This is a genomic window from Deltaproteobacteria bacterium (genome assembly GCA_026712905.1).
GTDB lineage: Bacteria > Desulfobacterota > Binatia > UBA9968 > JAJDTQ01 > JAJDTQ01.
Map to the genome: position 1 here is coordinate 1 of JAPOPM010000045.1, position 12,010 is coordinate 12,010.

The following is a 12,010-nucleotide window of genomic DNA, read 5'->3' on the forward strand; positions in this document are numbered from 1 at the left end:
CGGCGGCATCAAAAAGTTGACCGTCTGAACTCTCAGTATTATCGTTAAGACACCAGAATGTAGTGCCAGAAGAAAAAAATCGACCCGCTAACCCCCCGAATTATAATGACTTTCATTTACCTATGTTAAACTTGGGTTAGGTCAAGGTGTCGCGTCTACTGCTGGATACCCATGTATTGGTGTGGTGCCTATCCGATGCCGCGCGGTTGATCGAGACGGCTCGCAACGCCATCGCCAACCCGCACAACGATGTCTTTGTCAGCGCCATCACCGGTTGGGAGGTGGCAGTCAAGAGGGCGAAGGGAACCATGACCGCCCCCGACAATCTCTCTGCGTTGGTGGAAGAGAGAGGCTTCACGCATCTGCCGTTGACCTTCCATCATGCCGAGCAGGCGGGCAAACTGCCGATGCACCACCGTGACCCGTTCGACCGTTTGCTGATCGCTCAAGCTCGGGCCGAAGGGCTGACCCTCGTCACCCGCGATCAACACATCCCGCGATACGATGTGGCCATCATGGGAGCTTGAACCACGTCAATGGCGCCTCAGTCGTACACTGAAGACACTCTGGTCCTGAACCGCCCGAGGTTTACCGGAGACGGTTTGTTTGAGTCAGCTCGGACCTGCCGCGCGAGGGTGGCCCAATAGCCGCGCCGCGTTCTCCCGTGTGACCCACACGACATCCTCCGCTCGTTCCAGAAAGGGGCGGACATCCGCCGCCACCCGATCCCACGCCAAGGCGTCGAGACGACCAAGGATCGTGGTCCGCCAGTTATCGGCATGAATGGTATCGCCCTCCCAGCCTGTCTGCCGCAAGGCCGCGTCGAGCAGGGTCAGGTTCGGCGCGGGCCAGCCCGGATCGCCGAGGTACCAGATCAGGTCATACAGGTCCCGCCCCTTGGTGTAGGGACGCTGCAGCAGGGCGTGGAGCTTGCCGCCGAGAAGCGTCGCGCGGTCGTGGGGCTGAAAGGTCGGGATCCTCGGCCAACGCGCGTACGTGCCGCGCCGCGCGCAACAGCTTGGGCTTGCCCGCGGCGCGCGCCAGCCGCTCGAGTTCGTCCAGGTCGAGGGCCTCGAGGTCCAGCCGCAACTCCGCGATGTAAGCCGGCTCGTCGCCGCCGGGGCACAAGTGAACGACATCGAGCAGGGCCTTCTCCGGCAACGCCACGAACGCCGCCTGTCCAAGGGCCAAGTCGATCTGCCGGTAACCGTAGAGCAGCTCGTTCTTGACGTAGCGGAACGAGAAGCGGCCCAGCGGAGTCTGGCGCACGTGCGGCCTTGCGACCGCCACGCTGGTGACCTCCGGAACGTATTCGGGAATGCAATGCCAGTGCTCCAGCGCCGATAGTCCACTCACGTAGGACCCAGGCACAAGGCGGTTGGCGACCAGAAACGGATGGGGCATGCGCTTGCGGTAAGGTGGAGCCAGCGCGTACAGTTCGCGACGAAGCTGATGGATTCGCCCGGCCCGGGTCCACCGGGCGAGTTGGTGTCGAATCCTCACCGGGTCGGCGCGCCCGCAAAGCAGCAGCCCCGTCTCGAACAGCGGTTCATCGTCGACGATCTCAAGCAGCTCGGAGAATCTCATCAACCTAACCTGCCAGTATTGTCAACTTACAGCAATAAAATCTGCCCGGGGACTGCCATGAACAACCGCCTGTGCAATCAGAAACGGACATCCGTATGGATCACTCCCACTGGCCCTTCCGCCCGGACTACCCCACATCCACCGCTCAATGGTCCCTTGTAATTCACCGGGTCGGCGCGACGTCGGCCGAGGTGTGGGTGGGAACCTTGTTCCCGGCTTTGAAGATGCCGGAGCGGGCGCGGGTCCGGCTCTTCCGGGACGGCCGGGCGGAGCGCTCGGCGCTGATCTCCAGGGACGACTGGTCGCGGCCCTTCCGCGGCATGCGACGGCGTTTTTTCAGGGTGGTGACGTTCAGGCGGCTCGAAGCCGGGAGCGAATACCGGGTCGCGTTCGAGCGGCTCGTTGAAGGGAATGCCGCGGCGGGACCTGTCCGTGGGTGGCAGGAACTGCGCGCGGGCGCGTTCCGCACGCTGCCGCCGCGCCTCCCCTTGAAGGGCGAGAGTCCCTTCACCATCGGTCTCGGGAGCTGCTTCTACAACCATCGCGACGGCGGGCAAGCGGCGGTCGCGTATCGGGCGCTTTACGAGCACGGCGCCGGCACCGTCCGGCCGGACATCACCGCGCTGACCGGCGATCAGGTCTACCTGGACATCGGCTTCGATTCGCTGTCGCTGATACCGCGGGAGATACGCGAGCGCATCGCCGACGACTATGCCCTTCACTGGCAGGCGCTGGACGGAATCCTCGGCCGGGGCGGCACATGGATGCTGCCGGACGACCACGAGTACTGGAACGACTACCCGTTTGTCGATTCACCCCTCCCAGCCCTTTGGTCGCTGAGGCTGCCGCACGTGCGCGAGTGCTGGGAAGCGGCCTCGCGCGACGCCGTCACGAACATCCAGCGCTCGCCCGTGGTGGAAACGGTGGCCATCGGAGACGATGTCACTCTCTGCTTCGCCGACCTGCGGTCGCACCGCACGGAGGAGGCGTTTCTCCCGGCGGCTCCTTTCAGGAAGCTGCTCGACTGGGCGCGGCGCAGGACGTGCCCAGCGGTGCTCGTCCTTCCGCAGCCGTTGCTCGTGCGGCAGAACCGCGTGGAGCGGAACCTGCGGAGCTACTCAAAGCAATACGCGGCGCTGCTCGACGCCCTCGGCGCCGTCGCGCACGACATCGTGGTCCTGAGCGGCGACGTTCATTTCGGACGCGTCGCCAGCGTCCCCATCGGCACCGCCGGGACGCGGCTCTTCGAGATCATCTCCTCGCCCCTGTCGAACCTCACCGGGCTCAACGGCGTGGCCGCGAGCACCGCCACGAGCCGGCCCGAGCGTTTTCCTCCCGCCGCGACAGCCCGCGAGCTGGACTGGCCGGCCCGCAAGGTGAACTACTACAAGGACCGCGCGGGACGCGGGCGCTTCTTTGTCCCGATCCGCAAGGGGCGGCTGTTGTCGGATTATCCGAGGAAGCGCACTCGGGAGCACTTCATGACGGTGAGCCTGTGCCGCACGGAGGGCGGCGGCATCGAATTGACGGCCAATGCCTGGCTGGTGCGCGAGCCAACAGGGAACGAGGGCCAGCCGGCCAAGGGCTTCCGACGTCCCTTCCGCGCCGTGCTCCAGTAGGAACCTGCGCCGCAAGACCTGGATTCCCGCTTCCGCGGGAATGGCGTTTCGATGGTTCCGAGTTCGTGTCGGTTACGGCTTGACCACCTTCGCCACACTCGACACGAGCGTGGTCACGGCCTTCAGGTAGGCCTCGATCCGCTTGAGCCTCTCCCGCGCCCGCGCAAGGCCCCGCAGACCGCGTTCAAGTTCCTTCTCGTTGTCGGCGAGTTTCCCGCGGATGGCCGCGACGCGCGCGTTCTCAAGTCGGCGGATGGCGAGGCAGACATCCAGCAGCGCCATGGCCGACGCCGTGCGCTCGGTCTCCGGAAGATCCTGCACCGCCGCGAGCCATTCGGCGGACATCATGTCCTTCCGCGCCTGGCGCAACTCCGACAGCGTCTTCCCGCGGACTTCACCCGGCGTCATCGGATCAGCCTCCCGGCTTCAGCGCCGAGGCGCGAGACAAGCTCCACGAATCCCTCGACGGTGGCGCCCAGCTCGGCTGCCCGGCCGGCATCCAGGCGTCCCTCGACGGCCGCCACGTACGCCTGCCGCAACGCGCCGACCGCCTGCTCCGCGGCCAGCGCCGCTGCCACGCCGGTGGGCTCGCGCAGGCTCTTCAGCCGCCGTGCCGGCCAAGTCTTGGGCAGCCGCTTGGCGCTCACGTACGGCGTCACAACCTCGTCGCTGCGAAACCGCGCCGACAGGATGTCCCGGTCCGCGCGCACCTGCCGCGCCACCGCCGCCACCAGGGCCTCCTGCAGCGCCAGCTCGCGCTCGATGGCCGCGCCGCGTGCTTCCAACTCGCGCCGCAGGGCCGCGGATCCGAACGAGGCCACCGTGACGGCAACGGCGGGCTCCACACGGCCGCTTACCGAGACGTCCCCCATCCGCGCCTGCTTGAGCCTGGGCGAGAGCGTCCCGAGCGCCGCCGTCAACCGCTTCGCGGCGGCAGCGCTCCCCTTCGACCCATCGGACTCCAGCAGTGACCGCAGCGCGACGAAGTACGATCTCAGCAAGTCGTTATGGCGCTTGGCTGCGTCGTAGTCCTCCAGACGTTCCGCCATGGCCGCGTCGAATCGTTGCAGCGCCTCCCGACGCTGTTCCTCCGACAGGCCCTCCCGCGCTTCCACCAGCGCCCGCGAATCCACCGCCGCGGCCACTTCGAACGCCCGGTCCAGCAACGGCGGCACCTTGCCGGCGTACGCGACGCCCGCCCGGGCAACGGTGTCGAGCCGGGCGGTGTCCACGGCCGCGGTGCAACCGCTAGCGGCCAGTGCCAGAACCCACACCCACAACAAGTGGATGCCGCGGGGATCATTGCGGAGGGCGGATATGTCCTTCGTCATCATGATGGGCCTCCTCAAAGCTCCGACGCGGGGACGGGATCGGGTCAGGGCATGGTTACGAACCGGCCGGCCTTTCTGGATTATTCGTTCCTGTGTTACACAGAACGGCCGGTATGTCCAAGGATATCCGACGCAGGCCTCGTCCCTCCGCATGGGTCGAGTCCGTTCACGTCAGACGAAGGGGTGGCGAAGCAGATTTTCAATGGCCGGTTCGCAGAAGTGACGGAGACCTGAGACATGGAGACCCAATCGTCCGAAACGCACACGCCAGGCACCGTCCCGCTCGACCGCAGGCTCGCAATCTGGCCGGTCTTGGGCCGGTTTCTGGCCGCCTTGGTCAGACACTTCGTGCCGTTCGTGCTTCTGGCCTCGGCTGTCGGGTGGACCGTGGGGGGCGTCTTGTTTCTCACCGGACTGGCGCCGTTTCTCGCGACCCGGGAACCCCGGCGTTCTTTGCGTTGTACGGCAGAAAGATCGCTTCCGTGGTCCTGCACGCCTTCTCGAGGGTCTCGGTGGAAGCCGTCATCACCCTGATGATTTGGCCGGAACTGGGCGGCCGCCGGGTCACGTTGAAAGGCGCCCTGGTCACGGCCACCGAGGCCATCCCCGGGCTTCTGCGTCGCCCCTTCTACCTGTTCGTTGCAAGAGTGTCCTCGGTGGCCATCCTGCGCGCCCTCCTCTACCTGCCGCAGCACGCGGCGGCGGTCCTTGTCCTTACTTCGGAACTGGGACCGGCGTCGAAGAGCGTGCTTTTCGCCCTGTCCATGGCGGGCAGCGCCCTCAATGGCCTGATCGACAGCAGGCTCCTGATGCTGTTGCCGGTAGCGGCCATCGAACGCACGGGGGTTCTGGACGGATTCAGGCGATGCTGGCAACTGACCTCACATCATTGGATTCGCTTGCTCGGCGTCGTCGTGTTGGTGTGGTGCTTCACGGAAGTTCTGCAGTATTCGTCGGGTATCCTGCTCAGAGCCGTGGCCGGCTTCCTCAGGGACAACGACCTTGGCGTGTTGTTGGCCGTCGCGGTCCTTCTCCTCAACGGTTCGATCCGAGCCTACGGGGCCGTGGTTGCCACCGTTTGTTATTGGGACATGCGCGTGGCCAACGGAGAGATCGCCGCCGAACAGCCCGATGTCTCCCGGACGGAGTGAACGATACCGCCTTCGTTCGTTGGACGAAGCGTGGCCCGCGCGGATCCGGACTCCCGGCCGCTGTCATTGACCACGCTCCCGAACTTGCTGTAGTCTCGGTCCAGCGAAATCGGAACGGCGCCCAAGGCGCGGGACACCCCGCGGCTCGATGGGACAAGGAGGAACGATCATGAAGGACGGCCTGCGTTTCGTTGACAGCGACATGCATATCCAGGAGCCGGGGAACCTGCTGGAGAAGTACCTGGATCCCGAGTTCAAGCACCGCGTGACCTGGGCGGTGGACGGCAAGGGGAAGATCAGCCGGCGCACCTGGACCATCGACGGCCTCGCCACGGGCGCGGACTCGGAGCTGCAGCAGCACCGCAAGAGGGCCGCGTCGTCCAAGGCCACGGGGCCGGTCATTGGCGCCGCCACCGGGGTGCTGTCGGCCTCGCGCCTGGCGGACACCGGGCGCATGGACTTCGCCATCGAGCGCGGCTACGACGAGGAAGCCCAGATCATGGGCATGGAGATGGAAGGCATCGACATCGGCGTGCTGTTCCCCACCGGCGGGCTGGGGCTGCTGGCGCGTGACGACATGGACCCGCACCTCTCGCACGCCCTGAGCCGGGCCTACAACGACTGGATCCACGACTTCTCCCAACACTGCCCGGAGCGCATGAAGTTCGCCGCCATGCTGCCGCTGCACGACGTGAACCTGGCGTGCCACGAGCTCAAGCGTGCCGTCGAGGAGCTCGGGGCGGTGGCATCGTTCATCCGGCCCAACATGATCAACGGCCGCTTCTGGCACTCCAACTACTGGGATCCGCTCTACAGCCTGCACGAGGAGTTGAACGTGTCCTGGTGCTTCCATGAAGGCACCGGAGCGTGGAACTCCAACATGAACGCGCTGTACGGCGAGAACCGCTTCTACCGCCACGTGGCCAGTCACTGGATCGAGATGCAGCAGGCGCTCATCGCCATGATCATCGGCGGCGTCTTCGAGTTCCATCCCAAGCTGCGCGTGGGCTACCTGGAAGCGCAGAACTCCTGGGTGCCCGGCATCCTGACGCGCATCGAGTGGGACTACGCCAATTACCGCGACTCCCACGCGCCCTACCTGTCGCTGACGCCCAAGGAGTACTTCCAGCGCAACTGCTGGGCCGCGGTGGAGGGCAGCGAGCCCGAGATCGCCGGCACCGCGGAGCTCATCGGCGCGGACCGGATGTGCATCTCCACCGACTACCCGCACTTCGACTCGAACTTCCCCAACGTCTCCACGAACCTGCTGAACAACGTGTCGCGGGAAATCGCCGCCGCCATCTTCATGGGCGGCGCCAGCCTGTACAACTTCAGCGAGGAAGACTTCCAGAAGGCCCATGCGGCCGCGGAGGCGAGCCGGACGCGGCAGGCCGCGGTGGGTGAAGCTTAGCCGTTTGCGGCCAAGACCCTGTGCGGAAGGAGGGGGTGAAAGCGCATTTGCTTTCGCCCCCTTCGTTTATGGTCGGGGATTCACTTCGGCATCGGCCCCACCAGCAGCGAGGCGTCGAGGCGGCGGCCGAAGAGGTTGATGCGCCAGTCGAGATGGGGGCCGGTGGAGCGGCCGGTGGAGCCGACCTCGGCGATGGGTTGTCCCTGCTTCACGCGCTGGCCCTTCTTGACCAGAATGCGAGCGAGGTGGAGGAAGGCGGACGAGAGGCCGTGGCCGTGGTCGACGATCATGGTGCCGCCGGAGAAGTACATGTCCCGATGCACCATGGTGACCACGCCGGCCGCGGGCGATACCACCCTGGTGCCCTTGGGCGCGGCGATGTCGATGCCGTAGTGGGGGCGCCGGGGCTCGCCGTTGAGGATGCGCTGGGAGCCGTAGACGCCGCTGATGCGGCCTTTCACGGGCCAGCGGAAGCCGCCGAGGAAGTCGGTGCGGGGATCGTCGACGGTGCGCGCCCGCTTGACCAGGGCGACCTCCTTGCGGATGCGCACGAGGTCCTTCTTGCTGGGCGTGACCTTGCTCGGGGGCAAGCCGTCGATGCGCTGGATGCGGTACTTGCGCGGCTTCACCGCCAGGCCGTAGCGTTCGCGCCGTCCGTCCGGGAACACCACCGACAGCACGGCCTTCGCGGGCGCGTCCCGGCCGAAGCCGATGAGGAACCAGCCTTCCTTGGAGACGCGTACCGGCGCGCCCTCGAACTTCACCTTGGAACCCGGCGCCACGCGCCCGCGCACCAGGCCGCCCTGGATCCGCTGGCCGTCAAGCTGGATGCCGGGTTCGGCCGATAGTGCCGCGGCCGGCGGCCACAGTGCCAGGGCCATCCACAGACCGAGGAACGCTCCGAGTACCGTGACCTTCCTGGGTACCCTCCCTGTTGTGCCGACAAGTCGCATGTCCACTACATATGGTGGATCGGGCCTCGGGTGTCAACCGGGGACGATCGGGCCGCCCGTCGTGCAGCAGCGCGTTGGCGCACGGCGCGGAACAGTACCCGCGCGGGATCAGCGCTTGGTGCCCACGCCCGAGTGGAACGGCTGCGAAATGAAGAACTGGTTGCCGGCCGCGACGATGGCCTGACGCCACTCCTCGGCTTCCGCCGGGTCGAGCCGCGAGACCATGCGTTCCTGCTGCTGGTGCAGCCGTTCGCCCGAAGAGTACGTCGCCCACTGAGGCATCATGACCACGCCCTCCAGCCCGGCGCGCTCCATGCGTTCGTACAGGCTCGCGTCCGCGCACCCGCCCTCCACCATGTCGCCGTAGCCGGTCTGGGCCTTGAGCTTGAGATCGGAGCGAAGCGGCAGATTGACCCACCAGGGCATGTCCAGGGAACGGACGATCACGGCCACCCTACCGCCGGGCCGGGTCACCCGGACGCACTCGGCGAGCATCGCGTCGGCGTCCCCTTCCTCCATGACCGTGAACGCCAGGGTCGCATCGAACCCCCCGTCCGGGAACGGCAGCGCCTGGCCGTTGGCGTTGTGCAACTCGATGACGTCGTCGACCCCTTCCGCCGCGGCCAGCCTCGCAGCCTCGCGCAACAGGTACGCGTTGATGTCCGCGCCCACGATAGGGTTGCGCTTCGCCGTGTGCCGCGCCAGCCAGCGCGCCACCGTGCCCGCGCCGCAACCCACCTCCAACACCCGCTGACCGGGCTCCAGCGCCACCTCGGCCACGGCGCCGCGCACCACCCGAAGGTAGCCCTCGGCGCGGGACTCCAGGAAAGCCACCATGCCCAGATGCGCGCCGCCCACGGTAATGGTCGTGAAACGCTCCGCCAGCGCCGCCAGCACCGGCTCCCACTGGGACGCCGCCAACGCCAGCGGGAAGAGCAGCAGCGGCGGCCCCGAGCCCCGTACCGTGTACGAGATGCCCGCCGCCTCACCCTCCCCCTCCGGGAGCCGCACCGGCGAAGCCGCGCTCGCCCCTTCCATGCGCGCGAGAAATTTCAACAGTGCCGGCAGCGCCGCGTCGCCGCGTTCCGCCATGACATCCGCCCACATGGGGCTGTAGTAGTCGCGCAGCACCGTCAGCGCCGCGCCGGGCAGCTTGTCCATGGCGCCCATCAACTCCGCCACCTCGTTGCCGCCGTCGCCCGTGACCACCATCATCCGGTCACGATGAGGACGCAGCAGCTCGATCTTCATGCCCCGCGGGCAGATGAGCGTCAGCGACGCCACGGCCGACGGATGCCGCTCCAGCAGCCCGCTCCAGTCGCCCGGCAGATAGGCCGCCACGTGTGCCTTCCCGATACCCAGGTGCCGCAGCAACTCGACGACACGTTCCTCCACCGGTTGAGATTCCTGTTGAACCACCGCGTTCCTCCCCTGCGTGATGAGAGGTCAGCGTTAGAGGATTTGCCGGCCCGTCGCAAGTCCGCGGTGCCAACGGCCAGGGTCACCTTGACCCGTTTCCCCTTTCACGCCACTATGAGCAGGCGACACGCATGAACGCGCGGCGCCACGACCCACGACACGCAATACAGGTTCCTGTCAGGAGACAACATGAGCGACATTCACTTCATCGACACCACGCTGCGGGACGGCAACCAGAGCCTCTGGGCGCTCAACATGAAGACGGCGGCCATGGTGGAGGCGGCGGAGCAGATGGACCAGGCGGGCTTCGAGTCCATGGAGTTCTTCGTCACCAACATGTTCAAGAAGTACGTGCGCGAGCACAAGGAGGACCCGTGGGAGTGGCTGAGGGAGGGCACCAAGCGGCTGCGCAAGACCGAGCTGCGGCTCCACGGCGGGCTCAAGGGCGGGCTCGAGAAGAAGCCGGCTTCGATCCTGCGGCTGATCATCCAGAAGGTCATCGACAGCGGCATCACCCTCACCCGCACCTCTAACTGCTGGAACGACTACGAGGTGTTCGGCGAGGAGGTGAAGGGGCTGCGCGAGCTCGGCATGGAGACCGTCGTCAACCTGATCTACTCGGTATCGCCGCGGCACACCGACGAGTACTACGCGCGGAAGGCGCGGGAGGCCGCGGCCCTGAAGCCCCACAGCGTCTGCTTCAAGGACGTGGGCGGCCTGCTCACTCCCGAGCGTACCCGGGCGCTGGTGCCCTTGGTGATGGAGAACATCGGCGACACCCCGGTGGAGTTCCACGCCCACTGCAACAACGGCCTGGCGCCGCTCAACTACCTCGAGGCCATCAAGCTCGGCATGACCACCATCCACACCAGCGTGCCGCCGCTGGCCAACGCCTCGGCCCAGCCGTCCATCTTCAACATGGTGCGGAACATCCGCGCCATGGGGCACGAGGCGCTGGTGGACGAAGAGGTGCTGCGGCCGGTGGAGCAGCACTTCACCTACGTGGCCAAGCGCGACGGACTCCCCATCGGCAAGCCGGTGGAGTACAACCACGGCCAGTACCTGCACCAGGTGCCCGGCGGCATGATCTCCAACTTCGTGCATCAGCTCAAGCTCGTGGGCATGGAGGACAAACTGCCCGCCGCGCTGGAGGAAGCCGCCCGGGTGCGCGCCGAGTGGGGCTACCCCATCATGGTGACGCCGCTGTCACAGTTCGTCGGCACGCAGGCCGCGTTCAACGTCATCCTGGGCGAGCGCTACAAGGAGGTCGCGGACCAGTCCATCCAGTACGCCCTCGGCATCTGGGGCCGCGAGGGCGCCGAACTCATGGACCCCGACGTCAAGGACAAGATCCTGGGCCGGCCCCGGGCCAAGGCGTGGACCGGCTGGGAGCAGCCGGAGCCGTCGCTGGCGGAGCTCCGGTCCCAGTTGGGCGGACCCTCGATCTCGGACGAGGAACTGGTGCTGCGGGTCTACGCGGGCGTAGACGAGGTCAAGACCATGATGGAATCCGGCCGGCCGCGGGAGTACCTGAGCGCCAGCCAGCCGCTGGTGCGGCTCATCAACGAGCTGACCAAGCAGAAGGAATACACCCAGGTGTATATCCGCAAGCCGGGTTTCTCGCTTACGCTGGGGCGGGACGGCGACGGGGCGAACGGGGCCACGGACTTGTAAGAGGAGGTGACTTCATGACCGATTGGAAGACCTGCCCGGCGGTGGAACGCAACCCCCGCAAAATCAGCGGAGGCTGGGCCTTCACCGGAACAAGAGTACCGGTATACGCTCTCTTCGAGAACTTGGAGAGCGGTGCCACGGTCAAACAGTTCCTTGAGTGGTTTCCCGAGGTGAAGGAATGGCAGGTTGCATCTGTCCTCAACCACGAGACGGAACAGCTCAAGACAACAGCCCAGGTATGAAAATCCTGTTCGACCATGGAACCCCGGCACCCCTTCGAAACCATCTCCGGGAACATTCGGTCGACAGATCGGCGGAGAGAGGATGGGAACTGCTGGAGAACGGGGAACTGATAAGGAAAGCGGAAGAGGAAGGCTACGAGGTCATGGTGACCACAGACCAGAACTTGCGATATCAGCAGAATCTCACTGGCAGCAGGCTGGCGATTGTGGTGCTGCTTTCCACCGCATGGCCCAGAGTGCAACATCGGACGGCAGAAATCCGCACGGCGATTGAAGAAGTACGGCCTGGGGAACTGAGGGAAGTCCCGATCTGAGCGTTGAAGACGGGCACGTGGTCGCCGGGCAACGAGCGGGCGCTTGAACCGCCGCTGTCGGGGGTGCGCACGGCCAGCTTGGCTCATCGCCACGAGAAGCATGGCACAAACCGCTGAGGAGCATCCATGAGCGAAGTCACATTCGTGGACACCACGCTGCGGGACGGGAACCAGAGCCTGTGGGCCTACAACATGAGGACCGCGGCCATGCTGGAGGCCATCGAGGGCATGGACCGGGCGGGCTTCGAGTCCATGGAGTTCTTCAGCGCCACCATGATCAAGAAGTACGTGCGCGAGCACAAGGAGAAC

Annotated in this window: 14 protein-coding genes; 8 read left to right on the plus strand and 6 right to left on the minus strand. The window is 66.1% G+C overall.

What is annotated here, in order from left to right; all coding sequences use genetic code 11:
- Window positions 1-146 precede the first annotated feature (146 nt).
- Window positions 147-527 (plus strand): type II toxin-antitoxin system VapC family toxin, encoded by a 381-nt coding sequence (locus OXF11_03510; GenBank protein MCY4486166.1) that lies wholly within the window; start codon window positions 147-149, stop codon window positions 525-527.
- Between the two features lie 84 nt (window positions 528-611).
- On the opposite strand, the gene OXF11_03515 is transcribed toward OXF11_03510, so the two are convergent.
- Together OXF11_03515 and OXF11_03520 are read right to left on the minus strand one after the other, a co-directional pair.
- Window positions 612-977: a nucleotidyl transferase AbiEii/AbiGii toxin family protein gene (locus OXF11_03515; protein ID MCY4486167.1), complete on the minus strand. Its 366-nt coding sequence runs from the start codon at window positions 975-977 to the stop codon at window positions 612-614.
- Window positions 880-1,587 (minus strand): hypothetical protein, encoded by a 708-nt coding sequence (locus OXF11_03520; GenBank protein MCY4486168.1) that lies wholly within the window; start codon window positions 1,585-1,587, stop codon window positions 880-882. The genes OXF11_03515 and OXF11_03520 overlap by 98 nt, the downstream gene beginning before the upstream one ends.
- 95 nt (window positions 1,588-1,682) lie before the next feature.
- Here OXF11_03520 and OXF11_03525 point away from each other — a divergent pair, with 95 nt between their 5' ends.
- Window positions 1,683-3,206, plus strand: a complete 1,524-nt coding sequence (locus OXF11_03525) for a hypothetical protein (protein ID MCY4486169.1) — start codon at window positions 1,683-1,685, stop codon at window positions 3,204-3,206.
- Window positions 3,207-3,278: 72 nt separating this feature from the next.
- Here OXF11_03525 and OXF11_03530 read toward each other — a convergent pair whose 3' ends face one another.
- Window positions 3,279-3,614, minus strand: a complete 336-nt coding sequence (locus tag OXF11_03530) for a hypothetical protein (GenBank protein MCY4486170.1) — start codon at window positions 3,612-3,614, stop codon at window positions 3,279-3,281.
- On the minus strand, window positions 3,611-4,540 hold the full coding sequence (locus tag OXF11_03535; GenBank protein MCY4486171.1) for a hypothetical protein: 930 nt from the start codon (window positions 4,538-4,540) through the stop codon (window positions 3,611-3,613). Before OXF11_03535 ends, OXF11_03530 begins: the two co-directional genes overlap by 4 nt.
- Window positions 4,541-5,019: 479 nt before the next feature.
- On the opposite strand from OXF11_03535, the gene OXF11_03540 reads away from it, so the two are divergent.
- Entirely contained in the window at window positions 5,020-5,688 is a 669-nt protein-coding gene (locus tag OXF11_03540) for a hypothetical protein (GenBank protein MCY4486172.1), read from the plus strand.
- 169 nt (window positions 5,689-5,857) lie between these two features.
- Window positions 5,858-7,099 (plus strand): amidohydrolase family protein, encoded by a 1,242-nt coding sequence (locus OXF11_03545; GenBank protein MCY4486173.1) that lies wholly within the window; start codon window positions 5,858-5,860, stop codon window positions 7,097-7,099.
- Between the two features lie 80 nt (window positions 7,100-7,179).
- Here the strand turns inward: OXF11_03545 and OXF11_03550 are convergent, their stop codons facing one another.
- Entirely contained in the window at window positions 7,180-8,052 is an 873-nt protein-coding gene (locus tag OXF11_03550; protein ID MCY4486174.1) for a M23 family metallopeptidase, read from the minus strand.
- 108 nt (window positions 8,053-8,160) lie between these two features.
- Window positions 8,161-9,471 (minus strand): methyltransferase domain-containing protein, encoded by a 1,311-nt coding sequence (locus tag OXF11_03555; GenBank protein MCY4486175.1) that lies wholly within the window; start codon window positions 9,469-9,471, stop codon window positions 8,161-8,163.
- Window positions 9,472-9,660: 189 nt separating this feature from the next.
- Between OXF11_03555 and OXF11_03560 the strand changes: the two genes are divergently transcribed.
- From OXF11_03560 to OXF11_03575, 4 genes are all read left to right on the plus strand, one after another.
- Window positions 9,661-11,145, plus strand: a complete 1,485-nt coding sequence (locus OXF11_03560) for a biotin carboxyl carrier protein (GenBank protein ID MCY4486176.1) — start codon at window positions 9,661-9,663, stop codon at window positions 11,143-11,145.
- Window positions 11,146-11,159: 14 nt separating this feature from the next.
- Window positions 11,160-11,387: a DUF433 domain-containing protein gene (locus OXF11_03565; GenBank protein MCY4486177.1), complete on the plus strand. Its 228-nt coding sequence runs from the start codon at window positions 11,160-11,162 to the stop codon at window positions 11,385-11,387.
- A complete protein-coding gene (locus OXF11_03570; protein ID MCY4486178.1) occupies window positions 11,384-11,701 on the plus strand; it encodes a hypothetical protein in 318 nt (105 codons plus the stop codon). Before OXF11_03565 ends, OXF11_03570 begins: the two co-directional genes overlap by 4 nt.
- A gap of 126 nt (window positions 11,702-11,827) precedes the next feature.
- Window positions 11,828-12,010 (plus strand): hypothetical protein (locus OXF11_03575; GenBank protein MCY4486179.1); only part of this gene is annotated, 183 nt, incomplete at its 3' end.